Genomic DNA, 26,738 nt, shown 5'->3' with positions numbered 1-26,738 from the left:
ACATTGAACGCAAGAGGAGCCTGATCCATGTCCAGAACCCTGCCGGCCGACGGCCTGCAAGCCAACGTCGCCCGCATCCTCGAAGCGGCGGGCAGCAGCGCCGCCGAAGCACAACAGGTGGCGGCCAACCTGGTGTTGGCCAACCTCAGCGGCCACGACTCGCACGGCGTGGGCATGCTGCCGCGCTACATCGACGCGGTGGCCGAAGGCGGGCTCGTGCCCAACGCGGCCGTGAAGGTCAATCTCGACATCGGCACGCTGATGGGCCTGGACGGCCAGCACGGCTACGGGCAGATCGTCGGCGTGCAAGCCATGGAGCTCGGCATCGCGCGCGCCAAGCAGCACGGCAGCTGCATCTTCACGCTCGCCAACGCGCACCACCTGGGGCGCATCGGCCATTTCGCGGAGATGGCGACGGCGCAGGGGCTGGTGGCGATGCACTTCGTCAACGTGCTCTCGCGGCCCGTGGTGGCGCCCTGGGGCGGCGGCGACGGGCGCTTCGGCACCAACCCGTGCTGCATCGGCATTCCGCTGGCGGGCGCCGAGCCCTTCGTGCTCGACTACGCGACCAGCCGCGTGGCGCAGGGCAAGATGCGCGTGGCCCACAACAAGGGCGAGCAGGTGCCCGACGGCTACCTCATCGACGAGCGCGGCGCGCCCACCAACGACCCGGGCGTGGTCGTGGTGCCGCAGGGCAACGGCCTGTTCGGCGCGCTCATGACCTTCGGCGAACACAAGGGCTACGGCATGGCGGTGGCGTGCGAGCTGCTGGGCGGTGCGCTCACGGGCGGCGGCACCTGGCACCGGCCGGCGGACACGGCGCGCACGGTGCTCAACGGCATGCTGACGGTGCTGATCGACCCCGTGAAGCTCGGCACGCAGAAGGCCTTCGACGAGGAGGCGCGCGAGTTCATCGGCTGGCTGCGGCAAAGCCCGCCGGGCCAGGGCTTCGCGGCCGTGCAGATCGCGGGCGAGCCGGAGCGCCAGGCACGCGCGGCACGCCGGCGCGACGGGGTGTGGGTCGATGACGCGACCTGGGGCGAGATCGTCGCCGCCGGCGCGAAAGTGGGCGTGGCCGTGAGCTAACGCCGCGCCGCCTGGCGCGACTTCTGGCTCAGCACCAGCGCGATGCCGCCGAGGATCGCCACCGAGGCGAGCGCCAGCCGCGGCGTGATCGCTTCCGACAGGAACAGCACGCCGCCGAACGCCGCCAGCAGCGGCACCGACAGCTGCACCGTGGCCGCCCGCAGCGCCGACAGCCGGCCCAGCGCCGCGTACCAGACCACGTACCCGAGCCCCGAGGTCAGTGCGCCGGAGGCCACGGCCAGCGCAACGCCACGCGCATCGGCATGCGCGCGCGTGGCGAACACCAGGCTCAAAGCCAGGGCCAGCGGCACGGCGCGCAGGAAGTTGCGCGCCGTGGCAGCCAGCGGGTCGGCCACGCCCCGGCCGCGCAGCGAATACACGCCCCACGCGACGCCCGCCACCGCCATCAGCACGGCACCCAGCAGCGGCGGCGCGGCAACGCCCGGCGACACCAGGTAGACGAGGCCGGCCGCCGCAAGGACAAAGCCGCACCACGCCAGCACCCCGAAGCGCTCGCCGCCGCCCAGGCCCGCGCCCAGCATCGTGAGCTGCACCGCGCCGAAGAGGATCAGCGCGCCCGTGCCCGCGGACAGGCTCAGGTAGGCGAAGGAGAAGAACGCCACATAGGCGAACAGCATGACGGCGGGAAGCCAATCGGTGTGCCCGAGGGCGGACGGCTGCGCCCGGAAACGCACGACGAGCGCCAGCGTGAGCGCGCCGGACGCGAGCCGGATGCTGCCGAAGCTGGCGGGGTCGATGCCGCCATGCTGCAGCGCGAGCCTGCACAGCAGCGAGTTGGCCGCGAACGCGACCATGGCGACGGCGGTGAGCGCGACGGCGTGCAGGAAAAGGGCCGGGCGGGCAGCGGCGGCATCAGGCATGGCGCGCCCCGGAAGGCCAGCAGCTGCGGGAAGGACAAGCACTCATGCGAGCCTCCGATCCAGAGGTCATGCGAAACGGGCTTGTCACCGCGGCACCGCGTGGCGGCAAGGGAGGGAATTCATCGTACGCGCCGCGAGAGGGCGCGTCGAGTTCGGCATGGCTGCGCCGGACCAGCCGGCCTTGCCGTCAAACGATCAGGGCGATCGTGGCTTCCAGATGTTCGGAAGGCGCGCGGCGGAAACCCGAGCGCGCAAAGCGCTGCAGCTGCCCCACCACGAAGGCCGTGAGCGCCGCGGCGCGCACCTGGGCGTCGACGCTGGGCGTGGCCGAGCCGTCGGCGGCGGCCGCGCCGCGCAGCACCTGGCGCAGCGTGGCCTCGATCTTGTCGAAGAACTGGTTCATGCGCTGCTGCAGGCGCTCGTTCTCGTACACCAGCGCATCGCCGACCATGACGCGCGTCATGCCGGGGTTGCGCTCGGCAAACTGCACGAGCAGCGTGAGGATGCGGGCGGCCTGCTGGCTGCCGGTGGCACCTTCGCGCTCGAGGATCTGGTTGACCAGCGTGAAGACGCTCTGCTCGATGAAGTCGATGAGGCCCTCGAACATCTGGGCCTTGCTCGCGAAGTGGCGGTACAGGGCCGCCTCGCTCACCTCGAGCCGCGCGGCCAGCGCGGCGGTGGTGACCCGCTCGGCACCAGGCTGCTCCAGCATGGCGGCCAGCGCCTGCAGGATCTGCACGCGTCGCTCGCCCGGCTTGGGGCGCTTGCGCGTCGGTGCGGCGGCGGGCGTGTCGGCCGGGGTCTCTACGCCGGGGGCAGCTGTCTCTTCGTTCTGCATGGGAGCGCGTGCAAAGATGTAATCAATTGATTCTCGCACAGCGCAGTGAGCGCGCGCCTTCCGCCGACGGAAGGCACGCGGAGGGCGCTCAACGCGCCCGGATCATCGTGCCGTAGGCCTGGTCGGTCAGGATCTCGAGCAGCATCGCGTGCGGCACGCGGCCGTCGATGATGTGCACCGCGTTCACGCCGCTCTTGGCCGCGTCGAGCGCGCCTTCGATCTTGGGCAGCATGCCGCCCGAGATGGTGCCGTCGGCGAACAGGTCGTCGATTTCGCGCGCGCTCAGGTTGGTGAGCAGATTGCCGTTCTTGTCGAGCACGCCGGGCGTGTTGGTCAACAGCATGAGCTTCTCGGCCTTGAGCACGGTGGCCAGCTTGCCGGCGACGACGTCGGCGTTGATGTTGTAGCTCTCGTTCTCCTCGCCGAAGCCGATGGGGCTCACGACGGGAATGAAGGCGTCGTCCTGCAGCGCCTTGACCACGCTGGGGTCGATGGAGACGATGTCGCCGACCTGGCCCACGTCGTGGTGCACGTTCGGGTCGGTGCGGTCGGCCAGCTTGAGCTTCTGCGCGCGAATGAGGCCGCCGTCGCGCCCCGTGAGGCCCACGGCCTTGCCGCCGGCCTGGTTGATCAGGCCCACGATGTCCTGCTGCACCTCGCCGGCCAGCACCCATTCGACGACTTCCATGGTCTCGGCGTCGGTCACGCGCATGCCCTGCACGAAGCTGCCCTTCTTGCCCAGCTTGTTCAGCGCGGCCTCGATCTGCGGGCCGCCGCCGTGCACCACCACCGGGTTCATGCCGACCAGCTTGAGCAGCACCACGTCTTCGGCGAAGTCGGCCTGCAGCGCGGGGTCGGTCATGGCGTTGCCGCCGTACTTGATGACGATGGTCTTGCCGTGGAACTTGCGGATGTACGGCAGCGCCTGGGCCAGGATCTCGGCCTTGTCGCGCGGAGGGATGTTGAGGACGGGGTCGGTCATGGGCGGTCAGGCTCCAAAGCGGTGGACGATGGGAAGAATTCTCGCAACAAGGCGGCGCCGGCGGTCAGGGCCGCAGCCAGCGCGGGACCTTGAAGCGCACGATCATCAGGTACGCCCCGACGTAGGTCGTGACGAACAGAAGGCAGAACAGCATCAGCACGAAGGTGTTGTTCCAGAACAGCACCGCGGGCACCACCGACAGCGCGGCGAACATCCACAGGTAGGGCGAGGTGCGGTTGTTGCGCGCCAGCAGCTGGCGCGCCTCGTCGTCCGCGAAGGCCACGCGCACGATGCGCCGGAAGATCAGCTGGTGGAAGTGCAGCGCGTCCGCCGTGCCCGGCGACTGGCCCCGGGCCAGCTTGCGGTAGATGGAGAACAGCGTCTCCCACACCGGGTAGATCAAGAGCAGCATCGGGAACCACGGCGACACCACGCGGTGGCGCTGCACCAGCGTCACGCAGGCCACGGCGATCACCATGCCCCAGACGTAGGCGCCGCCGTCGCCGGCGAAGATCTTGCCGCGCGGGTAGTTCCAGACCAGGAAGCCGAAGGTGGCGCCGACCAGGCAGATCACCATCGCGGCCAGCTGCCGGTCGCCCAGCTGCAGCGCGACGTGCGAGATCGCCAGGCACACGAGCACGGCCACGGTGCCGGCCAGCCCGTTGTAGCCGTCGATGATGTTGAAGGCATGCGGCAGGCCGCCGATCGCCAGGGCCGCGAAGACCAGCGAGGCATAGGGCAGCAGCGCGAGCCAGCCGTCGAGCGTCTCGAAGCCGGTGCGCGCCACGCCCAGCCCCTGCACCCAGCACACCAGCAGCGCCGAGCCGATGGTCAGGCCCAGCCGGTAGCGCACCTTGACCTGCTGCGTCACGTCTTCGACGATGCCGCCGAGCACGGCGGGCAGGATGCACACCAGCGTGAGCATCGAGGACTTGAGCGGCCAGGCGATGTTCAGCGGCTCGATCAGGCCGGCGCCCAACCAGGCCGCGCTCATGCCGAGCATGATGCCGGCCCCGCCCAGGCGCGGCACGTGGCCCTTGTGGAAACGCTGGGGCATGTCGGCGCCGTAGCGGCGCGCGTGTCTGCGCGCGCGGCGCATGAACAGCTGCACCGCGATGGCGGAGACGAAGAAACTGAGGATGATCAGGGCAATCATGTGTGGGGTTGGGGGAACCCTAGAATTCCCGAGCGAAATTAGACCATGCCCACGCCCCCTTCTTCACCCCACGCCCCGGTCACCCTGTCGATCGTGAGCCACGGCCAGCTCGCGCTGGTGCTGCCGCTGCTCGAGCAGCTCGACCGGCACAGCCGGGACGCGATCGCCAAGGTCGTGCTCACGCTGAACATTCCCGAGGCCGACCTGCTCGCAGGACGACAGTGGGGCTTTCCCATCGAGCGCATCGAGAACGCGGCGCCCCTGGGCTTCGGCGCCAACCACAACCAGGCCTTTGCGCACTGCGACACGCCCTGGTTTCTGGTGCTCAACCCCGACATCCGCTTCGACGCCGACGTGCTCGCCCCGATGCTCGCCCAGGCCGCGCCCGACGCCGGCCTGATGACGCCGCGCATCCTGGAGTCGGGCCGGCCCGAGCCCGAGCCGCACCGCGCGCTGCTGACCCCCTTCGAGATCCTGGGCCGCAAGAAGCCCGGCTACCAGCCACCGGCCGTGCCGGCCTGGATTCCCGGCCTGTTCATGCTGTTCCGCAGCGAGGCCTACCGCCGCATCGGCGGCTTCGACGAGCGCTTCTTCATGTACGGGGAAGACTTCGACATCTGCGCCCGCACCCGGCTGGCCGGCTGGAAGCTCCAGGTGACCGAAGACCTGCGCGCGCGCCACGATGCCCAGCGCGCCAGCCACCGCAGCAAGAAGTACCTGTACTGGCACGTGACCAGCCTGCTCAAGGTGTGGCTGTCGGGCGCTTTCTGGCGCTACTGGCGGCTGCAGCGCGCCGCCGCCTGAAAAAGGCACGGCGGCGTTTGCGAGGACAATCGGGGCCGAAAAGCCCGCACGAAAAGCCCGCAAGCGCCGCTTTCAGCACCGACGATGACGACCACGAGCAGCCCGCCCTCCCTCCCCGAACACGCCCACCTGGTTCACCCGAAATACCGCCCGGACATCGACGGGCTGCGCGCCGTCGCGGTGCTGTCGGTGCTCGGCTACCACGCGTTTCCGCAGTGGATCAAGGGCGGCTTCATCGGCGTCGACATCTTCTTCGTCATCTCGGGCTTCCTGATCACCACCATCATCCTGGGCAGCTTCCAGGGCGACGGCTTCAGCTACCGCGAGTTCTATGCGCGCCGCGTGAAGCGCATCTTCCCGGCGCTGGCGCTGGTGCTGCTGGCCACCATGGCCTTCGGCTGGTTCGCCCTGCTGCCGCACGAATGGGAACAACTGGGCAAGCACGTGGCCGCGGGCGCGGGCTTCGTCTCGAACTTCGCCTTCTGGAGCGAGGCCGGCTACTTCGACAACGCCGCCGAGACCAAGCCGCTGCTGCACCTGTGGTCGCTGGCCATCGAAGAGCAGTTCTACATCTTCTGGCCCGTGCTGCTGGGCCTGGCCTGGAAGCGCAAGTGGCGCATGCTCACGGTGCTCGGCACGGTGGCGGCGATGTCGTTCCTGCTCAACGTGACGACCATCCACAGCCACCGCACGGCCGCGTTCTATTCGCCGCTGTCGCGCTTCTGGGAACTGATGATCGGCGGCATGCTGGCCTATGCGCGGCTGCACCGCCCGCCGCCGCAGCCAGGCTGGAGCCGCCACGCGCAGTCGATCGCCGGCCTCGTGCTGATCGTGCTGGGCCTGTGCTACATCCGCGGCGGCAAGGCCTTCCCCGGGTTCTGGGCCATCCTGCCGTCGGTGGGCGCCTTCTTCTGCATCGCCGCCGGACCGAGTGGCGTGCTCAACCGCTATGTGCTGGCCTCCAAGCCGATGGTGTGGATCGGCCTGATCAGTTACCCGCTCTACCTCTGGCACTGGCCGCTGCTGGCCTATGCACGCATCCTCGAGGGCAAGCTGCCGTCGGACGGCATCCGCGCGCTGATGCTGGTGGCGTCGTTCGTGCTCGCCTGGCTGACCTACCGGTTCGTCGAGCGCTACACGCGCCGCAGCGAGAACCCGACGGTGACGGCGGGGCTGGTGGCCGTGATGATCGGCTTCGTCGTGCTCGGCCTGCTGGCGACCACGCGCTACTACGTCGGCCGCCACAGCGATCCGTACTTCAACAAGACCGCCGCCGCCGCCAAGGACTGGGCCTACCCGGATGGCCTGAGCCCGATCAAGGTCGACGGCGAGGTGCTGCAGCAGATCGGGCAGGGCAAGCGACGGGTGCTGTTCTTCGGGGACAGCCACGTCGAGCAGTACGGGCCGCGCGCCGTCGAGCTCTCCAAGACCTCGCCGGGCACCCTCGATTCGCTCTCTTTCGTGACGTGGGGCGCCTGCCCGCCGATTCCCAACGTGGTCGACGAGCAGAACAACCTCTGCGGCGAACGCCGCGACGGCGGCATGCGGCTGGCCATGAGCGACCGGTTCGACGCCGTCGTCTTCGGAGGCTGCTGGAACTGCTACTTCACCGAGACCGGCAAGCCCAACGCCGAGAACGCAGCGGCCGACCGCTATTACTTCTTCGACGGCAAGGACAAGCGGCGCTTCATGGGCGGCGGTGGCGTGGACTTCTCGCTCAACATGCTCGAGACCGTGCTGACCACCTTGGCCAAGCACAAGCGGGTCTACCTGCTGCTGGACAACCCGGTCGGCGAGGGCTTCGGCCCCGAGGAGTTCATCAAGGGTGGCCGACTGGGCGACATGCAAGTGGGCAAGATGTCGCCCACCGCTCCCTGGGACCCGCGGCAGAAGGCGCTGCACGAGCGCATGCGGCAGATCGCGCAGCGCAGCGGCGCCATCGTGATCGACCCGATCCCGACCCTGTGCCAGAAAGACTGGTGCACCCGCGCCGATGCCGACGCCACGCCGATCTACAAGGACGCAGGCCACCTGCGCGCCGAATACGTGCGCACGCACGCCACCTACATGGACCCGGCGATGACGTCGGCGCCGGCCCGCTGAGGACCAGGCTGCGGCGGCCTGCGGGCCGCCGCGGCGCGCATCAGGACTTGTAGACCTTGCGCAGGCTGCGGATGCCCGGCAGCTTCGTCAGCGCGCCGATGAAGCGCACCATGCCCGGCGTGCTCCGACGCAGCAGGAACAGCGTGATCCACAACCGCAGCTTCTTCTTGCGGCCCACATACGGGTTCGCGAAGACGATGGCCGCGTAGTCGTCCAGCACCGCCGTCATCTCGCCGCGGTACTGGTCGTCCTTCTTGATGGCCTCGATCGCCTCGTTCACGAAGAACAGCTGGAAGCGCGGCATCAGGTATTCGCGCAGGTAGTAGCGGCCGCGCTGGTGCTCGTCGGGGAACATCTGCAGCAGCTTCTTGAAGTACTTGAAGCGGCTGCGCACCATGCGGATGCCGAACGAGGTGCTGGCCGTGTGGATGCACCAGACCGTCACGGCCTTGTCCACGAAGTGATTGCTGTAGCCCTTGCGGAAGATGCGCAGGAACAGGTCGTCGTCCTCGTAGCCCATGAACTGCGAATCGAAGCCGCCCACCGCGTCGAAGGCCTTGCGGCTCACCAGCGCGGCCGAGGGCAGCACGAACATGTCGTAGCGCAGCAGGTCGAAGATGCTGCGCTTCGGGTGCTGCGCGTGGTCCTTGATGACGCCGGTACGGATCACGTTGCCGTCGCCGTCCGCCTCGTACAGGTCGGCGTAGATGTAGCCGAACAGGCGGTCGTCCCACGGGATCGACGACACCAGCGTCTCGATGTGGTTCGGCAGGTAGAAGTCGTCCTGGTCCAGGAAGCAGATGTACTCGGAGGTCGACGCCGCCACACCCGCATTGCGCGCCGAGCCCTGGCCGCCGTTCTCCTTGTCGAGGATGCGGAACGGATAGCGGGCCGCCAGCCCGTCGAGCGCGGCGCGCTCCTCCGGACGCGAGCCGTCGTTGACCACGATCACCTCGTGTGCGGGCACCGACTGCTCGAACACGCTCTTCACCGAGCGCTCGATGAAATCGGCGCCGTTGTAGAACGGAATGATGACCACGACGTTCGGCCAGGCCATCGGCTCGCCGGGCGGGGAAGGGTTCGTGGGGACGTTGGTTGGGTTCATTGTTGTTGTGTCAGACGGATTCGAAAAGATCGCGGACCACGCCGCGCACCCCGCGGCCGAACTTGTCGTAGCGACCGGTCATGGCCTCGCGCAGGATCGGCACGCACCGGGCCAGGCGCGAGGCGGGCAAGGCGGCGCGGAAGCGCTGGTGCACGATCTTGCTGCGCACCTTGTCGAGGATCTCGGGGGGCACGCGATCGCCGAGCTGGAGCAGACGCTCCAGCAACAACTCGGCCTTGATCGCGCGCTCGACGTGCGTGTTGCCGCGCGAGGCGAGCGCCTTGCGCACCTTTTCCTTGTAGGTGTCGCGGCGGGCGCCGATCTGGTTGGATTCGTGCTGGCGGTATTCGATGAGCGGCTCTTCCAGCAGGTCGACCCGCGACGTCGTCGACGCGATGATGGCCAGCCATTCGTCGTGCACCCACTCGACGGGCAGCGGCAGCGCATCGGCGAGCAGCGCACGACGGAAAACCGTGGTGGCGCCGGTCACGAGGTTGCGACGCAGGAACACATCGAACGCCCGGCCCGTGTGGATCCGCTCGAGCTCCGACGGTGTGACCTCCAGCGCATGGAACAGCGTGTTGCCCAGGTCGCGGCCTTGGGAATCCACGAGGCGCGCGTCGGTGTGCAGCAGCCAGAGGTTGTCGTCCTGCACGAAGGGCGCCACCATCCGCTCGAGCCGGTCGGGCACCCACACGTCGTCCTGGTCGCTCAGCGCGATCAGGTCGCCGTTGCAGGCCGAGATGGCCTGTTCGAAGTTCTTGACGACCCGCAGGGCCACGGGGTTCTCGAAGACCCGCAGGGCGATGGGCGGCCCGGGGCGTTCCGCCGCGCATTCGGCCACCGTGGCGCGCACGACATCGACCGAGCCGTCGCGCGAGGCGTCGTCGGACAGCACGATCTCGATCGGCGGCCGGGTCTGCAGGCAGATGCTGCGCACCTGCTCGCGCAGGAAGCGGGCGCCGTTGTAGGTGCACAGGGCGACGGAGACTTCGAGAGGACGGGGATTGCGCATGGGTGGATCGTTTTTCTGTCGGGCATGCTGCCGATGGCAGCCGCAGCCCGTCCGATCGGGGGAGCGGTGGGCTCTTCCATGGTTACGAATTGCACGGGAACCGGAGCCGGTAAAATTATCTCTCAGTTGATACTCTGAATAAAATGCGCGGGCTCGCACGAGCACCGTCCCGGCCCATCCGGCCATAGCCCTCCAAGAAATCCCGCTTGACCCCCTCGGCCACGAAGCGCTTTTGCTCATCGCCGTTTCACGCGGCGGTGGGAACCTGACCCTGCACATCAGCATTCGCATGGCAGACAAAGACACTGACGCACACGCATGAGCCAAGTTCATTCCAATCTCCACCGAAGCGCCCTGGCCGACTGGTGGGAAGGCACCCGCCGCACCGACATCTGGTGGACGCTGGCATGGTTCGACGTGGTGCTGCGTTATCGCCGCTCCATGCTGGGCCCCCTGTGGCTTACACTGAGCATGGGCGTCATGATCGGCGGCATGGGGCCACTGTATGCCTCGCTCTTCGGCACCCACCTGGACAAGTTCTTCCCGCACCTGGCACTCGGCGTGATCTTCTGGGGGTTCTTCTCCGCCGTAGTCACCGATGCCTGCAACGCCTTCGTCGGCGCCTCCAACTACCTGAAGCAGGGCTACTTTCCCATCAGCCTCTTCGTGTGGCGGGCCTTGGGGCGCAACCTGATCCAGTTCGCCCACCAGATCGTGCTGTACATCCCTGTCGCCATCTGGGCCGGCGTCTCGCTGTCGTGGTCGGCGCTCATGGTCATTCCGGCCTTCCTGATCCTCGTCGTCAACGCCCATGCGCTCGGCCTGCTGCTGGGCCTCATCTGCACCCGCTATCGCGACGTGACGCAGATCATCACCAGCATCATGCAGATGCTGATGTTCCTTACCCCTGTTTTCTGGCTTCCCGAGAACCTCCCGGGCCGCGCCAAGTACGTGCTGTGGAACCCCTTTGCGCAGATGCTCGACCTGTTGCGCACTCCGCTGATGGGCGGCGAAGCCCACCTCCACAGCTGGATCGGTATCGGCGTGTGGACCGTGTTGTGCCTGACCGCCGCGAGCGTGATGTTCGTCAAATACCGTCGCCGCGTCGTTTACTGGCTCTGATCCATGGCATCCATTTCACTCAAGAACGTTTCGATCAGCTTCCCCATCTACGGGGCAGGCTCGGTGTCACTCAAGAAGACGCTGGCGGCCTCCGTCACCGGCGGGCGCTTCGGCAAGGAAACCGGCGTCACCGTGGTACAGGCGCTCAGCGGCCTCAACCTCGAGCTCAAGAGCGGCGACCGGCTGGGCCTGATCGGCCACAACGGCGCGGGCAAGTCGACGCTGCTGCGCACGCTGGCGGGCGTCTACGAGCCCTCGTCGGGCGAGTTCACGCGCCAGGGCTCCGTGGCGAGCCTGATCGACCCCGCACTGGGCATCGAGATGGACGCCACCGGCATCGAGAACATCATGCTGCGCGGCCTCGTCATGGGCATGAGCAAGAAAGAGGTCGACCGGCTCACGCCCGACATCTGCGAGTTCAGCGGCCTGGGCGAGTACGTCAACATGCCCGTTCGCACCTACTCAACCGGCATGATGATGCGGCTGGCGTTCTCCATCTCGACCAGCGTCGAAGCCGACATCCTGCTGATGGACGAATGGCTGTCGGTGGGCGACGCCGCCTTCACCGAGAAGGCAGAGAAGCGGATGCGCGACGTGGTGTCCAAGTCGGGCATCCTGGTGCTGGCGTCTCACTCGCCTGAATTGATTGCCAAGGAGTGCAATCGCGTGATCCACATGGAACACGGTCGGATCGTCGAAAGCTGAAGAAGCGCGCCCCGGGAAGCGCCCGGCCGGTCAGGCGATCTGCAATGCGTTGAGGATCGCTTCGGTCTGGTGCTGCCAGCCGAACTTCTGCAGCGCATCGCGCCGGGCCTCGGTCGCCATCGCCTCATAGCTCTCGGCACTGCGGTCCACCGCCTGCAGGATCGCCGAGGCCCACTCATGGGCTTTCGCGATATAGCCGTTTTCGCCGTGGCTAATGGCGCGGCGATAGGTGAAGCTCGGCGAAGCGATGCTCAAGGTGCCCACGCTCGCCGCCTCGAAGTACTTCAGTTCGGACTTGCAGTCGGTGAAAGCGTTCGATTGCAGCGGCATGAGATTGAACTCGACCGTTCCGAGCAGCCGCTGCAGGTTCACGTAGTCATGGAACGGCTGCCGACTGACGCGATTCGAGAAAGCGCGCATCGCGGGCCCGTGGTCGATGTAGCCGACCACCATCACCTCGACATTCGGCCGCATCGCCAGCACCTCCGCCAGCGCAGGCTCCACGATGGCGTAGTCCAGGCGGTGCGAAGGCGAACCGCTGAAGTAGCCCAGGGTGACCTTGCCGTCACCCGAGAAACGCATGCGCTGCTTCTCGGCAAAGACCTTCTCCGCAAGCCCTAGCTGCTCCTTGTTCATGAAGTTCGGCACCACGGACACGGGAAGACCCGAATAGTCCGCCAGTTTCCGAGCCAGGAAGTCATTGGTCGTGATGGCACCGTCACACAGTCTCAACGTCTGCCCCATGCGGGAGATCATGGCGAACCAGTCGTCCCACAGCCCTTTCTGCGTGACATCGAGGCCCAGGGTCGCAACCACCAGATGGGCATAGTCCGTGTCGAACACCAGGTCGTCGACGTCGAACAGCACACGCTTGCGGCGCGCGCGGAACTTGGTGATCAGGCCGTTGACCTGGTGGCAATAGCGCGAGCGGCAGATGACCAGTACATCCGCGGCATCGGCGATCTCGTCGAAACGTGCACTGTCGGACAAGAAGAAGTAGCTGGCTGAAACATGGCTGCCGGCATCGAGTTCATTGAGCACCTGGGCCATGTTGTAGGCCCGGTAGCGGAACGTGCTGTTGTTGGGCTCCTCATAGAAGTACGCCACACGCACCGAACGCCTATGCAACATGGCCAAGCGTGCGGAAACCGGCAGAAGCCAAGGGTCCGCATAGGGAACGCTGGGTGTGTCCAGAGCAAACATCAGCGTGCCGCCGTGAGCGCTCGAAGGACAGCTTCGAACGCCTGCGCCCAATCCGTGCCCAACCCGTTCGCGGCGTAGTTGCGACTGCGCGTTTGCGCGTCTCCTGCCAGTGCGACCCCTTCCCGTAGAGCGTCGAGCAAGGCCTCCGTGTCCAGGTCCGCGCAAAGAATGTTCGGCGAATAGTTTGAAAGATCCTGCTTGTTGGCGAACCTGTTCGTCACCACCACCGCACCGCTGGCTGCGAGATCGAATGGCGGATAGCTTGGATGCGGCGTGTACATCAGGCTGAGCCCCAGATCGATGGTGCCCACGAGATCGGCATAGGCTTTCCAACCGAGCCCCTCGCATCGCTGCGGCCTGCTGCCGTCGGCGAACGACACGTTCGGAATGTCCTTGCCTACGAGGAACACATCCCACTGCTCGAGATCGAGAATGCCTTCATTGACTGCACGATCGAGGAGCGTCAGGCCGACATGGAAGAGATTGCGCGGATTGTTGGGGCGGGCGTAGAAGAAGAAGCGCTTCTTGCCTCCCGGCTCACGATCACGCACATGGAACAGCGACTTCGGAAACGCCGGCTCGAACCAGCACCCGGTGCGGCTCAGGTGCGTGAGGCCGGAGGCAATCAGGTGGTCGTAGAGCAACTGCGTATTGACGACGAAGCGGATGTCTTCGGTGCGCAAGACCTGTTCGCAATGCACCCGCTCTTCGCCAAACGGATAGAACATGCGCTCGTCCTCCTGGAGGAGATAGATGATCGATGCATGCGGAACGCTCGGCAACGCGGCGGCCGTCGTCCACCAGGAGGTCGTGATGAAGGTCTCGTCCGGGTGGATGTCCAAGCCGGGCGAAACCGTTTCGCCCAGTTGGCTTGCATCCGGATTCATGTCCGAGAGCGGTGCGAAAGCGAACTGGATTTCGTGTTGGAGTTCGATGCCGTACGCATTCAGGATCTGCCAGGCATTGCTGGGAATGGGGGCTTCGGTCCGGGTCACGACCCGCAACGTTGCGTTCATGCGATTGGCCAACTGGGCCGAAAACAGCAAGGCCGTACCCACGCCCCCGAACAGGCTGTCCGAGCCGATGCTGTCCGTCACCAGGCTGACACGCGGCAGCGAAGGCTGCGGAATGACATAGGTTTGCAGGGGCTGCTGCGAAATAAAGCGCTGCCCGCAGATTTGCGGCACCGTCCCGCCGCGCTCGACGATGGCCGGCGCGACTTCCACCTTCGTGAACACGGCGCGCCCGGCGATGGCGTCCCCCAATTTTTCGCGAATCAATCTTGCAGCCGCTCGGGTTCCGTGCTCTCTCCAGAACTCCACGAAGCGTCGACCTCGCATACTCATTTTTGTTTCCTGTTTTTCTTTATCAAACCCCGACATGAGAGATCGTCGGAATATGCAACATCGCGAGAGAGAAAATCAAATCGACCCTACCTTTTGGCGGAGTAGCCAAGGTTTATCGACCTAAACCGAACCTCTACAAATAAACACTCAGTTTTCCGTTTCACACGCCATGAAGACATGGTGTTTATTCTATTTTCAAACGAAACACCAAGTACTTGCTTATCAGGTACGCCACGACCGTATAGACCGGCATGCCAAGCGCCTGAGCCAGATAGGTATTTATACCAAACCCATCGATTGCCGTCATGACCGTCAACAGATTGGCTGCGTATGCCACCGCTGTGGCTAAAAAAAACTTCACTGCCGCAGGGACCATGAGGCCGCTGTATGCAAATGTCCATCGGCTGTTCAAGATAAAGCTCACGCAGATTCCAACCCCGTAGCCGATGGCATTGGCGGCGACATCACCGGCTTTGAGAAAATACTTGGCGGAATAGATTATCGACAGGCCAACCAATGTATTGACAACACCAACCACGAGAAATCGAACGAACTGAAAGGAAAAAATTTCACCCCTCTTCATACCAATTCCCGCCTACAAATCCGAAAAGCACTCGAAAATTGAAAATCCGTCATCGAAGGAGTCTTTCCGGATTGGCATGTGCGGCCCGCTCGGCACTGAGGATCTGATGTATTCCAACTCCCAGGCTGCGTACCTGCGACAACCGTCTTCCATTTCCAACGACAGACCGGAATTGAATTTTTCTTTGATAGAGGCTGGAAACCTTGCTGGCACCCGTCGTGATCTTGGGCGGCTTTCTGGAAATTCTCTTGAAAATGGAAATGATCTCGGCGATCGTTGTCGGCCGTCCCGATGCGACGATCTTCAGCAGCACGCCCGGCCAGAAACCCGGTTCACGCAGGGTGCCAATGATCTCGGATGCCGCATCGTCCACCGAGATGTAGTCGCGGATGGTGTCGATCGGAACATAGATACCGACCGGGCGATTGCGCACGATGCTGCGGGCCATGTGCGTCAAGAGCCCTTGCGCCTTGCCAATGGCCTGCCCCGCGCCGTAGAGCGTCGATATCCGGGCCAGCAACACGCAGATCTGCGGGTGTGCAGCCCCAAAATCGCGCAGCAGGTCTTCCTGGCGCAGCTTCGCTCGCGCGTAGGCGCTGTTGGGCGCCGGTACGGAGTTCTCGGTGATGACTTCGTCCTTGGACGACGCGTAGATGGCTCCGGCAGAGCTCGAAAGCACCAGCGCACCCGGCATCGCCAGCAGCACGTCGTTCGACTCGATCAGTCGGACAAGCAACGCGAGCGCCCGCACCTCAGGCTCAAGTGATTCCTCGGCACTGCCCATCGTTCCGACACCGGCGGCCCAGTAGATCTCCCACCTGGATGCTTGACGCGCCTGGGACGAAAAAGCGTCGACTGCGGCCTCGATCTGCAACGCGAGCCGCGCTTCGTCCCCCCAGCTGAAATGCTCGGCAGGAACGAATGCCTCAGACCCGCCGAGTTGCAGGGCACGACAAAAAGCGGAGCCCAGCAAACCACGGCTACCGAGGACCCACGTCAAGGTCATGGGCGGTTCGACCGGGTCGGCTTCGAGCTCACCACGTAGAGCGGCTTGCCCATGGCAATGCCCATGGTCACCGCCAGGTACTCCGCGATCACACCAAGCGCCGTCAGGATGACGCCAGAGAAAAATGCCACCACGACGGCGAGCGATGTCCACCCCTCGACCGGGACCTGCCCTGTGTACTTTTCGTAGATGGCGTAGATCGCAAATCCCATCGCCAACAGAATCGAGAAGAATCCCATGATGGTGATGAGACGCAGCGGTCGGGTGCCGGTCGTGAGCACCAGGCTCCAGAAATGCCTGACCAGCGACAGGAAGGAATATCCCGAAGGGCGGCCCAGTTCTTCCCTGAGACGCAATGGGCAGTGCCCTACGCGGCCCGTGATCCAGAACAGTCCGACGTCCAGATAGACACCATTGCCGCAATAGGCGGACAACGTCCTGGCAATTTCACCATCGATGAATCGGAAGCTGTTGAAGCGGCCGATGGTCTTGTTGCCGAGAAGACGCGTGCTGATGCCCTTGGCCGTCCGGCTCATCAGGTTGCGCAACCAGCCATGCGGCGGCGGATTCGTGGGTTGTGCGTAGACCAGCTGGAGCGAAGCACTCAGGGCCAGGTCCAGCATCGCGCCGATGCTTGTGGGGTCCTGCTGGCCGTCTTCGTCCATGGTCACGACCCAGTCTCCCGTGGCGCTGGCCATGCCGGCCATGGTGGCGGCGTGCTGTCCATAGTTCCGGGACAGCCATACCGGCTGAACGAAAGCATGACTCTCCGCGAGCGCGGTCATGGTGAGGTCCGACCGGTCCGGGCCGCAATCGTGGACCAGCACGACTTCGCTGACGACGAACGAGTTTCCGCCCGCTGTGACTTGCGGATGTGTCAGTTTCTCGATTTCGGCCACGAGAATTGGCAGCGTTTTTTCCCCCGAATAAACCGGAATCACAATGGAAACTCGTTCTAATCTGTTCATTTTAATAATTCTAACAGTCTAATTTTTCGCCATTAAAACAGAACTCAAGTCCAGAATTTCCTTCAAAATAAAACTCAGTTCCTCAGGCAAACAATGGCCAAGTTTTCAACAATAGAAATTGACTCTCTATTTGGCCATGGCTTGGATTTTTCGCAATACCTCTCGCCAATCAGATTTTGATCGCCAGAGGATTTTTTAAAAGCATACCCAGACATTTCAACCAGCAATGGCGCCCTTGAGTATTCCGGAGAAAATGCTGAAATATTCATATCCCCTTGAATCGTGCTCAACCGGGAAGAATGGCGCCAACCGCCATCGCTCACGAAGATGTATTCAATCTTCAAAAACCCTTCCTGTTGCTCAAGACGGGCAATTACCCGATTCGCTTCAGCCCTGTCCCAAGAATTGATTCTTTGTTGATCTGCGAATATCTGATTGCTTATAAAAACAAACACTATCAGCAAAAGGACCAACAAACTCGAGAAAATACTTCCCGGTATTTTCCCAAAAAACCCTCGCACCGCCGAATAACCGACAAGCAGAAGCAATCCAACAATCAACGCAACCTGGGGAAGTACTCTCGGCACCGGATGCCAATCCTTGAATGGAGCAATCACACCCACAGTCACTGGAATCAGCAAGAGCAAACCCAACGCGATGCCAAGAATATCAAGCGGCTTTTTTGATTTTTTTTCTTGAGAGAAAAGAATCCTTGCGGTCAAGATCACGGCGATAGAAATCATCGCGGCAACAAGAGCCTTCAGCCACCGAGGGGAAACCGGCTCACCCAACCAGTAGATCCGAAGCAGGAGATCCTTGATCTGCCCCATTCTCTCCACAATGAACCCGCGTTCAATGAAGTTCGCTCTTCCTGTCAGCTCGATCCATCCCAGGCTCTTCGATGCGCTGAGAATGGTCAAGAAAATGAGCGCAGAAGCAAGACAAACGAACATCAACACCACTGCGCGTCGTTTGAGATCCTGCCCATCAGCTACTTCAAAGCCGATCCGCTTCCAGGAAATCGCTCCAAACAGATAGGCAAAAATGATGGCTGCAGAAAAATAGTTCAGAAACCCCTGGTAGATGAACAGCATGCCGGCCGTGGCAGCCAGTGCAATCGCGATGTGCGGCCACCTCAACGGCTTTCTCGAAATCATCTCCAGCGACACGATGGAAAACGCCGCCGCCACGCAATATCCAGGCAACACCATACGGAAGGTAAGTATTTCCGCCAGATATGGATGGGTCACCATGACAGCGCCCACCAACGCCGCACCTCGCGCATTCGCGACACCTACGAATCGCAAGATGGAAACGACCAGCACGGCCTGAAGAAGCAGTGCGCAGACGCCGAGCGACACGTACAAGTCATTGATGTTCACACCGAGGGAGTCGATGAAACTGTCAATGCCTCCTAGCAGGAACCGGCCCTGCGTCAAAAATGTGCTCAGCTCGCCCTTTGTGAACCCCTGCCCGAACGCGTAGTCATCGACGGCAAAACCGCGCGCCAGAACCCCGCCTTTTGCAATCAGCGCTGCACCAAATACGATCAACAGCAACTTGACATGAGTGCTCTCCCACCCGTCAAGAATTTTGAATTTTGTTTTTTCCATCACACATTGAAGCCAAATTAAAAAGCTTCTCGGGAAGCGCGAACTAAACTGCGATGCGAAGCTTCGAATCAGGTCTTCTTGTCTGATTTTTCAGGACTTTCCTGAAAATATCACTGGGCGCCGCGATACAACCTGCCGAACTTGTTTGACGAACCAAAGAAATTCTCTTCATCCGGATGGCATGCCCGGTTCCTGGAACGCATTTGTGCACGGCACCCGCAGACATCACCTTGAGATTCCAGGCCCAATCTTCGTAGCCTATTTGTGCTGCCAGATCTGTTTCTGGATAGGGATTCTCCACAAGAAATTCCCTGCGCACAAAACAAAGTGACGTCCAGTAGTTCACCAATGCAAGTGCAGCCGTGTCGAAATTCTTGCTTTCGGCATCGATATGCACAAAAACATGAGGGTCGTGCCCGAAATAGACATTCACCTCCGGGTGAAGCACGAGTTCCCGCTCGTCCGCACTCGCCATGGCATAGGCGTCCGAAAGCCAGGCAGGGCCCCAAAGATCGTCGCCGTCGAGAAACGCCACATACTCGCCCTCGGCCATCAATGCCGCCTCATTCCGGGCATGCCCGACATCACCATGGTTCATGGGAACCACGCGCACATGGGGAAATCTTGCGACGCTGTCGCTGGCGATCTCGACAGAAAGTGCGTCCGCGCGGTCCATCGCGACGAGCAGCTCTGTGGTCAAACCTCGTTCCCGGGCCGCCTCGAAGCATGCCCAGACACTGTCCAATGCCGGCTTGAGCCACAAGCCTTCCTTGTGCGCATTGACGATCGCCGTGACGTGAAACTTAGACATGCTCGGCCTCGCTGGAGGACATGGATGAGAAAGGGAGTCCTGCCTTGAATGCGGACCAGGAGCGCTCGATGCCCAGCTTTTTCCTCATGGCCTGCAGGCGACGCTCCACCTCTTCCGGGTTGTCGAGAATTTCCTGGATGGCCGCGCAATAAGCGCGCTCGTCGTCCAGGGCATCGATCAGCCATCCGGTTTCGTTGGTCACCAGTTCGGAGACGCCTCCGACATTGCTCGCGATGATGGGGACGCCTGCTGCGGCGGCATTGATCAGGACCGTCGGCATGCCCTCGAAACGCGATGTGAAGAGGAAGGCGGCATACCGCTCCAAGGGAAGCTTGCTGAACGATGCGAACATCCCCAGCAGACGAAGCTTGGGCTGCGTGTGTACGAGCGCCGCCAGTTCGGCTTCGCGCTGAGGCTCACCGCCGCCGTAGACGTCCAATGCGACCTCCGGCAGAGACTGGATGATCCGTCCCAACAACTCCGTATTTTTCTGGTGGCAAAACCGGCCCGCCCAGAAGATGGCCGGTCGCTGCTCGTCGGATTGGGATTTCTTTGCAATCTCTCGCAAATCGTCCAAAGCAGGCTGAGGAAGAAACTGGAGCTTCTGCGTCAATGCCGGTGTAAATCCATACCTCGCCACCACTTCTTCAAGGAAGACGTTGGTATCGAAATAGATCTTGTCGACGTTATGGATCGCAGCCCGAAGGTGCGTATCCGCATACCCGGCCCCACGGCCATCTTCCGTGAAGTCGCGGCAGAACAGCGTCGTGTAGACCTTGCATATCGACTGGAAAGCCTTGCCCTTTTCAACCAGGGCGGCCCAGCACGCCAAGCTGTTTACGTTCGTGATCGACTCGGGCTGAAGCGCGAATATCAGCGCCTCGACAATGCGTTGTCTATTCCGCTGATTGAGTTCGGCGTCGTAATCGGACAAAACCAGCACCTGCGACCCCGAGGGCAGCCAGTCGAAGGCATCTACCTTGTCATGATCAGTCAAGACGAGCAGCGTCGCAGAAACGCCAACCGCCTCCTGGGCTGCGCGCAGGATGTTGACCCCGGCGAGATCCGCGCCGCCCTTGACAAGCCACGGCATGAAAACGACGTGCCGGATTCCAGCAGGCAGGTCATGAAAAATTTCAGTCCACGCTGCACCGAGTTCATCGGTCGGGATGCTGAAATTCGGGCGCAGCCTCAAGTGCTTGCCGTGCAACGGATGGCACGATTCGATTTCGGGGTCGAGCGCCATCAGGTCTGCAACGGTCCGCTTGACGACCGATGCGATCTTGGGCGACATGCCCTTGAAGCGCCCCTCCTTCATCCCGTGCTTCAGGTAGTGAAGCAGTGGGTGCACGCCGTGCAAGACGACATCCGGATAAATGTCGCAATACCACTCGCAATCGAAGTTCTCGCTGGCCTTCAATCCTTCAAAACCGCCATGCCGCAGGAAATGAAGGTAAGGGTCCTGATTCTTCAGATGCGGGTAGTTTTCGAGGTACCACTCGGCATCGAAGAGGTCGGTTTCATGGAGCAATTCGAGATCGCGAATCTCCTGCTCTGTGACGAGCAACGTGCCATTTCTTGAATAGCGACTGAGATCGATGGCTGGCGCCGAACGTCGCTTCTCGGGGGGGGGCGAGCGCATCGGCGGGGAGCCAACTGCAATCTTCCGCCCCTCCTCTTTACCCCACTTGAGATAGTGCACCAAGGGATTGAGGCCCCGGTACGCCACGTCCTTGTTGGCCTCCAAATACCCTGCTGCATCGAACTTTTCGCTCGGTGCACGCCCTTCCCTGCCGCCGAATCGAAGGAAATGCTGGATCTCAGCGCCTTCCGGAACATCCGGATTGCGCTCCCGATACCAATTTTTATCGAACAGATCCGACTGCCGGAGCAGACCGGCATCGCGATACTCGTTCACAAGCTGAGCGCTGCGCTTCAGTAGCTTTTTGAAATTCATTCCGGGTTTCATGAAAATTGATGCGCTTCCTCGCGTTCACACGCGCAGGCCTTTGTCCGTCGATCGAATGCGCATGGGGCCGGAGTCGTTCGGCTCACTCCATCAGAAGCAACTCACATTCACGGGCAGCGGGAATATTTCAAATACAGCAAGAAGACAAGAATCTCACTTTCGGCATTCGTTCATTGATGCGTGATCAAGAAATGAAGCCTCGAATTCGGCAGGCACTCAGGTGCCTCGTTCAAAAATTCTGTTTACTCGAAGACGTCCGCCGCTTGAAGCGATTTGCCTTCGGCATCCTTCCTGGACAACTGCGGCGCCATGCCAATGTCAGGCCACGCGATCTGCAGGCTCGCGTCGTTCCAAGCAATGCATCGCTCGTGCTCAGGCGCGTAGTAGTTCGTCGTCTTGTACAGAAAGTCCGCAGAGTCCGTGAGAACGAAGAATCCGTGCGCGAAGCCCGCCGGAACCCACAACTGTCGGTGATTGCCTTCGCTCAACTCCGTGCCCACCCAACGCCCGAACGTGGGCGAAGAGCGCCGAATGTCGACGGCCACATCAAACACCGCGCCGCGTACCGCGCGCACCAGCTTTCCTTGCGCTTGCTGGACCTGATAGTGCAACCCCCGAAGCACGCCCTTGGATGACCTTGAATGGTTGTCCTGAACGAAGTCGACCTTCGATCCAACCGCCTCCTCGAATGCGCGTTGATTGAAGCTCTCGTAGAAAAACCCTCTGGCATCGCCAAAGACCTTCGGCTCGATGATCAGAACGTCGGGGATCTCGGTTTGGATGACATTCACGAACGCACCTCTTCGGTCAGCAGGTGCTTCAGGTACTTTCCGTACCCGTTCTTCTGCAGCGGTGCAGCGAGCTTTTCGAGTTGGGCGCTGTCGATGAAGCCATTGCGCCACGCAATTTCTTCAGGGCAGGCGATCTTCAGCCCCTGCCGATGCTCCAGGGTCGCGATGAACTGGCCGGCTTCGAGCAGGCTCTCGTGCGTGCCCGTATCGAGCCACGCATAGCCGCGCTGCATGATCTGCACGTTGAGCTGGTCCAGGTCCAAGTACGCCTGGTTGACCGCCGTGATCTCCAGTTCGCCGCGCGCGCTCGGCTTCACGGCCTTGGCGATGTCGACGACCTGGTTGTCGTAGAAGTACAGGCCGGTCACGGCATAGCTGCTCTTGGGCTTCACGGGCTTTTCTTCGATGCTGCTGGCCTTGCCGTTGGCATCGAAGGCCACAACGCCATAACGCTCCGGGTCGTGCACGTGGTACGCGAACACGGTCGCACCGCTCTGCTTCGCATCAGCGTCCGACAGCAGATGGGCAAAGTCATGCCCATAGAAGATGTTGTCCCCCAACACCAGCGCGCTCGGCGAGTTCCCCACGAACTTGTCGCCGATGATGAACGCCTGCGCCAGGCCATCGGGACTCGGCTGCACCGCGTACTGCAGGTTGATGCCCCACTGGCTGCCGTCGCCCAGCAGTTGCTGGAAGCGCGGCGTGTCCTGCGGCGTGCTGATGATCAGGATGTCGCGCATGCCGCCGAGCATCAGGGTGCTCAGCGGGTAATAGATCATGGGCTTGTCGTACACCGGCAGCAGTTGCTTGCTCATGGCAAGCGTGGCCGGGTGCAGGCGGGTGCCGGAGCCACCGGCGAGGATGATGCCTTTGCGTTGCGTCATGGGAGTCTTCTTCTGTGAGGGGCAGGAAAAATCAGTCGGTCAGAGCGTCTCGCGCAGCATGCGTGCCACGCCTTCCTGCCAGGGCGGCAGTCGCAGACCGAAGGTGGTCTGCAGCTTGGTGGTGTCGAGCCGCGAGTTGTGCGGGCGCTTCGCGGGCGTCGGAAAGGCGCTGGTGGGCACGGCCTCCACGGCCTGCGGGCCGGCCTTGAGTTCGACGCCGGCCTGCTGCGCCATCTCGAGCACGAAGCGCGCGTAGCCGTGCCACGTGGTCTCGCCGCCGGCGATGGCGTGGTACAGCCCGGCCTTGGCCGGGTCTTGCAAGGTGGCGCGGATGGCGTGCGCGGTGATGTCGGCCAGCAGCTCGGCACCGGTCGGGGCGCCGAACTGGTCGTCGATGACCGTGAGCTTGTCGCGCTCCTTGGCCAGGCGCAGCATGGTCTTGGCGAAGTTGCCGCCGCGTGCGGCGTACACCCAGCTGGTGCGAAAGATCAGGTGCTTCGCGCAATGCTGCGCCACCAACTGCTCGCCTTCGAGCTTGGTCTGGCCGTACACGCTGAGCGGGCCGGTCGCGTCGTCTTCTTTCCAGGGGCGGGTGCCGCTGCCGTCGAAGACGTAGTCGGTGGAGTAATGCACCATCAGCGCGCCGATCTGCTGCGCGGCCTCGGCCACCACGCCGGGCGAGGTGGCGTTGAGCTTGCGCGCGAAGTCGGGCTCGCTCTCGGCCTTGTCGACGGCGGTGTGCGCGGCGGCATTGACGATGACGTCGGGGCGCACCGCCAGCACCGTGGCGGCCAGCTGCTCGGGGCGGCTGAAGTCGGCGTGGAAGTCGGTGCTGTCGAAGTCCAGGGCGACCAGTTCGCCGAGCGGCGCGAGGCTGCGCTGCAGCTCCCAGCCGACCTGCCCCCCCTTGCCGAGCAGCAGCAACTTCATGCGGAAGCCTTTGCAGGCGCAGCGTCGTATTGCTTCTCGACCCATTCACGGTACGCGCCGCTTTGCACGTTGCGCACCCACTCGCCGTTCGCGAGGTACCACTGGACGGTCTTGCGGATGCCGGTGTCGAAGGTCTCGGCGGGCTTCCAGCCGAGTTCGCGCTCGAGCTTGCGTGCATCGATGGCGTAGCGACGGTCGTGGCCCGGGCGGTCCGTGACGTAGGTGATCTGTTCCTTGTACGGCTTTCCGTCGGCGCGGGGGCTCAGTTCGTCGAGCAGCGCGCACACGGTGTTAACGATCTCGATGTTGGGCTTCTCGTTCCAGCCGCCGACGTTGTAGGTCTCGCCGAGCTTGCCGGCCTCGAGCACGCGGCGGATGGCGCTGCAGTGGTCCTTCACGTAGAGCCAGTCGCGCACCTGCATGCCGTCGCCGTACACGGGCAGGTTCTTGCCGGCCAGTGCGTTGACGATCATCAGCGGGATCAGCTTCTCGGGGAAGTGGAACGGGCCGTAGTTGTTCGAGCAGTTGGTGGTGACCACCGGCAGGCCGTAGGTGTGGTGCCAGGCGCGCACGAGGTGGTCGCTGGCGGCCTTGCTGGCCGAGTACGGGCTGTTGGGCTCGTACTTGTTCTCTTCGGTGAAGGCCGGGTCGGTCTTGGAGAGCGAGCCGTAGACCTCGTCGGTCGACACGTGCAGGAAGCGGAAGGCCGCCTTCTGGTCGGCCGGCAGGGCGTTCCAGTAGCCGCGCACCGATTCGAGCAGGCGGAAGGTGCCGAGCACATTGGTCTGCACGAAGTCTTCCGGGCCGTGGATCGAACGATCCACATGCGATTCCGCGGCAAAGTTCACGACGGCACGGGGTTTGTGCTCGGCCAGCAGGCGGTCGAGCAGTGCGCTGTCGCCGATGTCGCCCTGCACGAAGACGTGGTTCGCGTTGCCCTTGAGCGACGCCAAGGTCTCGAGGTTGCCCGCGTAGGTCAGCTTGTCGAGGTTCACGACGGGCTCGTTGCCCTGCGCGATCCAGTCGAGTACGAAATTGGCGCCAATGAAGCCTGCGCCGCCGGTAACCAGGATCATGAGGTCCCCACCTGTAGAAAAAAGTTTGCTTTACCAAAAATCAACATTCAATTATCCCATCGGTGTGAAGTGCCGATGTACAGGGCTTGGCCGGCTTGCGGGGCCCACCTACAATCGCCAACAATTGCAGGAGAGCGGGCCTCCACGGAGGCCCTACCGAAGGCGCAAACTCCCATAAACGCTCAGGTCGGCCCGACGAAATTCCAGGCAACGCCACGGAACTTCGGCAAGGGGTCAGTACTGCACTCATCGATACAGCCGTCTGGAGAGCCGCCACGCCATGTGGCGCACCGAAGGAGCAAACCCGCTGCGGGTGCAGCAGGGTGAATCTCTCAGGTACCGAGGACAGGGGGAGCGGCAACTTGGACATCGGTCGTCCGGTTGCTTGCTATTTTTTCAATAGCACTCCACGCCCGCCGTTCAAGCGCTGCAAACTCAAAGGTACTTGCAATGCGTGTGATCGTTCTTGGCGCCGGCCTGCTCGGCGTGACTTCGGCCTACTACCTCCAGCAACTCGGCCACGAGGTGACCGTGATCGACCGGCAGGCCACCCCGGCTGCCGAAACCAGCTTCGCCAACGGCGGCCAGATCTCGGTCAGCCATGCCGAGCCGTGGGCCAATCCGAGCGCGCCGCTGAAGGTGCTGCAATGGCTCGGCAAGGAAGATGCGCCGCTGCTGTTTCGCATCCGCGCCGACATGCGCCAGTGGCTCTGGGGCCTGCAGTTCTTGCGCGAGTGCACTCCCGCGCGCACCCGCCACAACATCGAACAGATCGTGCGTCTCGGTACATACAGCCGGGAAATGTTGCAGCAATTGCGTCGAGACACCGGCCTGAACTATGACCAGCGCACGCAAGGCATCCTGCACTTCTACACAACGCAAAAAGAATTCGACGGCGCCCTCGCGCCCGCCGAGCAGATGCGTGCCCTGGGCTGCGAGCGGCTGGTCATCTCCGCCGACGAGGCCATCAAGATCGAACCCGCCCTCGCCCACATCCGCCCGCAACTCGCCGGCGCCACCTACACCGCCGAAGACGAGTCGGGCGACGCCAACCGCTTCGCGCGCGAGCTCGTGAAGCTGGCCGAGGCGGCCGGCGTGAAGTTCCTCATGAGCCACACGGTGACCGCGCTGCGCGAAGCCGGCGGCAGCATCGACCACGTCGAGGCGACCGACAACGAAGGCCGTTTCCAGCGCATCCGCGGCGATGCCTTCGTGCTCGCGATGGGTTCGCTGAGTCCGTTGTACGCCGCGCCGCTGGGCATCCGCCTGCCGATCTACCCCGCCAAGGGCTACTCGGTGACGCTCCCCGTCAAGGACGCATCGAAGGCACACCAGGTCTCGCTGACCGACGACGAATACAAGCTGGTGTTCTCGCGCTACACCTCCGAGTCGGGCGACCGCCTGCGCATCGCCGGCACGGCCGAGCTCAACGGCTACGACCGCGACCTGAACCGCGTGCGCTGCGAAGCCATCGTGCGGCGCGTCGAAGAACTCTTCCCCGGCGCCGGCGACACCGAGCGCGCGCAGTTCTGGACCGGCCTGCGCCCGGCCACGCCGAGCAACGTGCCGCTGATCGGCAAGACCAAACTGCCGAACCTGTTCCTCAACACCGGCCACGGCACGCTCGGCTGGACGCACGCCTGCGGCTCGGGCAAGTCGATCGCGCGCATCGTGAGCGGGCTGGCGCCCGAGGTCGACTTCGCGTTCGCCGGCATGCCGGCACCCGCGCCGCGCGCCGTGCAACCCGCACTGGGCTGACAC

Annotated in this window: 24 protein-coding genes and 2 riboswitches; of the genes, 6 read left to right on the top strand and 18 right to left on the bottom strand. The window is 63.2% G+C overall.

Annotated elements, in window-relative coordinates:
* Positions 1 to 27 precede the first annotated feature (27 nt).
* The gene (locus AC07OX_RS14160) at positions 28 to 1,086 is read left to right on the top strand and encodes a malate/lactate/ureidoglycolate dehydrogenase (protein WP_495261841.1); all 1,059 of its coding nucleotides are present in this window, start codon (positions 28 to 30) and stop codon (positions 1,084 to 1,086) included.
* Here AC07OX_RS14160 and AC07OX_RS14155 read toward each other — a convergent pair.
* The 4 genes from AC07OX_RS14155 to AC07OX_RS14140 form a co-directional block, all read right to left on the bottom strand.
* Complete coding sequence (locus AC07OX_RS14155; RefSeq protein ID WP_495261840.1) at positions 1,083 to 1,967, bottom strand: DMT family transporter; 885 nt, start codon at positions 1,965 to 1,967, stop codon at positions 1,083 to 1,085. The two genes, AC07OX_RS14160 and AC07OX_RS14155, sit on opposite strands and share 4 nt — an antisense overlap.
* A 187-nt stretch (positions 1,968 to 2,154) precedes the next feature.
* Positions 2,155 to 2,805, bottom strand: a complete 651-nt coding sequence (gene slmA, locus AC07OX_RS14150; RefSeq protein ID WP_099794951.1) for a nucleoid occlusion factor SlmA — start codon at positions 2,803 to 2,805, stop codon at positions 2,155 to 2,157.
* An 88-nt stretch (positions 2,806 to 2,893) separates the two neighbouring features.
* Complete coding sequence (argB, locus tag AC07OX_RS14145) at positions 2,894 to 3,787, bottom strand: acetylglutamate kinase (RefSeq protein WP_062471140.1); 894 nt, start codon at positions 3,785 to 3,787, stop codon at positions 2,894 to 2,896.
* A 64-nt stretch (positions 3,788 to 3,851) separates the two neighbouring features.
* Positions 3,852 to 4,943, bottom strand: a complete 1,092-nt coding sequence (locus tag AC07OX_RS14140; protein WP_062471143.1) for a glycosyltransferase family 4 protein — start codon at positions 4,941 to 4,943, stop codon at positions 3,852 to 3,854.
* A 45-nt stretch (positions 4,944 to 4,988) separates the two neighbouring features.
* Here AC07OX_RS14140 and AC07OX_RS14135 point away from each other — a divergent pair, with 45 nt between their 5' ends.
* Positions 4,989 to 5,747, top strand: a complete 759-nt coding sequence (locus tag AC07OX_RS14135) for a glycosyltransferase family 2 protein (RefSeq protein ID WP_495261839.1) — start codon at positions 4,989 to 4,991, stop codon at positions 5,745 to 5,747.
* 84 nt (positions 5,748 to 5,831) lie between these two features.
* Positions 5,832 to 7,850 (top strand): acyltransferase family protein, encoded by a 2,019-nt coding sequence (locus tag AC07OX_RS14130; RefSeq protein ID WP_495261838.1) that lies wholly within the window; start codon positions 5,832 to 5,834, stop codon positions 7,848 to 7,850.
* Positions 7,851 to 7,890: 40 nt separating this feature from the next.
* Here AC07OX_RS14130 and AC07OX_RS14125 read toward each other — a convergent pair whose 3' ends face one another.
* Together AC07OX_RS14125 and AC07OX_RS14120 are read right to left on the bottom strand one after the other, a co-directional pair.
* The gene (locus AC07OX_RS14125; RefSeq protein WP_495261837.1) at positions 7,891 to 8,955 is read right to left on the bottom strand and encodes a glycosyltransferase family 2 protein; all 1,065 of its coding nucleotides are present in this window, start codon (positions 8,953 to 8,955) and stop codon (positions 7,891 to 7,893) included.
* A 10-nt stretch (positions 8,956 to 8,965) separates the two neighbouring features.
* Positions 8,966 to 9,970, bottom strand: coding sequence for a glycosyltransferase family 2 protein (locus tag AC07OX_RS14120; protein ID WP_495261836.1), 1,005 nt, complete (start codon positions 9,968 to 9,970; stop codon positions 8,966 to 8,968).
* 318 nt (positions 9,971 to 10,288) lie between these two features.
* On the opposite strand from AC07OX_RS14120, the gene AC07OX_RS14115 reads away from it, so the two are divergent.
* Both AC07OX_RS14115 and AC07OX_RS14110 read left to right on the top strand, forming a co-directional pair.
* Positions 10,289 to 11,092: an ABC transporter permease gene (locus tag AC07OX_RS14115; protein WP_159273764.1), complete on the top strand. Its 804-nt coding sequence runs from the start codon at positions 10,289 to 10,291 to the stop codon at positions 11,090 to 11,092.
* Between the two features lie 3 nt (positions 11,093 to 11,095).
* Positions 11,096 to 11,797, top strand: coding sequence for an ABC transporter ATP-binding protein (locus tag AC07OX_RS14110; protein WP_495261835.1), 702 nt, complete (start codon positions 11,096 to 11,098; stop codon positions 11,795 to 11,797).
* Positions 11,798 to 11,827: 30 nt separating this feature from the next.
* On the opposite strand, the gene AC07OX_RS14105 is transcribed toward AC07OX_RS14110, so the two are convergent.
* From AC07OX_RS14105 to rfbB, 12 genes are all read right to left on the bottom strand, one after another.
* Positions 11,828 to 13,000, bottom strand: a complete 1,173-nt coding sequence (locus AC07OX_RS14105; RefSeq protein WP_495261834.1) for a glycosyltransferase — start codon at positions 12,998 to 13,000, stop codon at positions 11,828 to 11,830.
* The gene (locus tag AC07OX_RS14100; RefSeq protein ID WP_492686370.1) at positions 13,000 to 14,382 is read right to left on the bottom strand and encodes a rhamnosyltransferase WsaF family glycosyltransferase; all 1,383 of its coding nucleotides are present in this window, start codon (positions 14,380 to 14,382) and stop codon (positions 13,000 to 13,002) included. Before AC07OX_RS14100 ends, AC07OX_RS14105 begins: the two co-directional genes overlap by 1 nt.
* A 148-nt stretch (positions 14,383 to 14,530) precedes the next feature.
* On the bottom strand, positions 14,531 to 14,929 hold the full coding sequence (locus AC07OX_RS14095) for a GtrA family protein (RefSeq protein ID WP_492686371.1): 399 nt from the start codon (positions 14,927 to 14,929) through the stop codon (positions 14,531 to 14,533).
* Between the two features lie 49 nt (positions 14,930 to 14,978).
* Complete coding sequence (locus tag AC07OX_RS14090; protein WP_495261833.1) at positions 14,979 to 15,935, bottom strand: NAD-dependent epimerase/dehydratase family protein; 957 nt, start codon at positions 15,933 to 15,935, stop codon at positions 14,979 to 14,981.
* The gene (locus AC07OX_RS14085; RefSeq protein ID WP_487848609.1) at positions 15,932 to 16,903 is read right to left on the bottom strand and encodes a glycosyltransferase; all 972 of its coding nucleotides are present in this window, start codon (positions 16,901 to 16,903) and stop codon (positions 15,932 to 15,934) included. The genes AC07OX_RS14090 and AC07OX_RS14085 overlap by 4 nt, the downstream gene beginning before the upstream one ends.
* Before the next feature lie 74 nt (positions 16,904 to 16,977).
* Positions 16,978 to 18,516 carry a hypothetical protein gene (locus tag AC07OX_RS14080; RefSeq protein WP_495261832.1) on the bottom strand — a complete coding sequence of 513 codons (1,539 nt, stop codon included), beginning with the start codon at positions 18,514 to 18,516 and terminating at the stop codon, positions 16,978 to 16,980.
* Positions 18,517 to 18,559: 43 nt separating this feature from the next.
* Entirely contained in the window at positions 18,560 to 19,327 is a 768-nt protein-coding gene (locus AC07OX_RS14075) for a glycosyltransferase family 2 protein (RefSeq protein WP_495261831.1), read from the bottom strand.
* Complete coding sequence (locus AC07OX_RS14070; protein ID WP_495261830.1) at positions 19,320 to 21,284, bottom strand: glycosyltransferase family 4 protein; 1,965 nt, start codon at positions 21,282 to 21,284, stop codon at positions 19,320 to 19,322. The genes AC07OX_RS14075 and AC07OX_RS14070 overlap by 8 nt, the downstream gene beginning before the upstream one ends.
* Before the next feature lie 254 nt (positions 21,285 to 21,538).
* Positions 21,539 to 22,087 (bottom strand): dTDP-4-dehydrorhamnose 3,5-epimerase, encoded by a 549-nt coding sequence (gene rfbC, locus AC07OX_RS14065; RefSeq protein ID WP_492731665.1) that lies wholly within the window; start codon positions 22,085 to 22,087, stop codon positions 21,539 to 21,541.
* The gene (rfbA, locus tag AC07OX_RS14060) at positions 22,084 to 22,971 is read right to left on the bottom strand and encodes a glucose-1-phosphate thymidylyltransferase RfbA (protein ID WP_492686377.1); all 888 of its coding nucleotides are present in this window, start codon (positions 22,969 to 22,971) and stop codon (positions 22,084 to 22,086) included. Before rfbA ends, rfbC begins: the two co-directional genes overlap by 4 nt.
* Positions 22,972 to 23,010: 39 nt before the next feature.
* Entirely contained in the window at positions 23,011 to 23,901 is an 891-nt protein-coding gene (rfbD, locus tag AC07OX_RS14055; RefSeq protein WP_495261829.1) for a dTDP-4-dehydrorhamnose reductase, read from the bottom strand.
* Positions 23,898 to 24,977, bottom strand: coding sequence for a dTDP-glucose 4,6-dehydratase (gene rfbB, locus AC07OX_RS14050; protein WP_492686379.1), 1,080 nt, complete (start codon positions 24,975 to 24,977; stop codon positions 23,898 to 23,900). The genes rfbD and rfbB overlap by 4 nt, the downstream gene beginning before the upstream one ends.
* Before the next feature lie 117 nt (positions 24,978 to 25,094).
* Positions 25,095 to 25,185: riboswitch (glycine riboswitch) on the top strand.
* 44 nt (positions 25,186 to 25,229) lie between these two features.
* Positions 25,230 to 25,336, top strand: a riboswitch (glycine riboswitch).
* 91 nt (positions 25,337 to 25,427) lie between these two features.
* Here rfbB and AC07OX_RS14045 point away from each other — a divergent pair.
* On the top strand, positions 25,428 to 26,735 hold the full coding sequence (locus AC07OX_RS14045) for a D-amino acid dehydrogenase (protein WP_062471173.1): 1,308 nt from the start codon (positions 25,428 to 25,430) through the stop codon (positions 26,733 to 26,735).
* Positions 26,736 to 26,738 lie beyond the last annotated feature (3 nt).

Source organism: Variovorax sp. GW821-FHT09D07 (genome assembly GCF_059416345.1).
The sequence above is the reverse complement of the archived record's forward strand: the minus strand, read 5'-3'. Positions and strand labels throughout refer to the sequence as shown.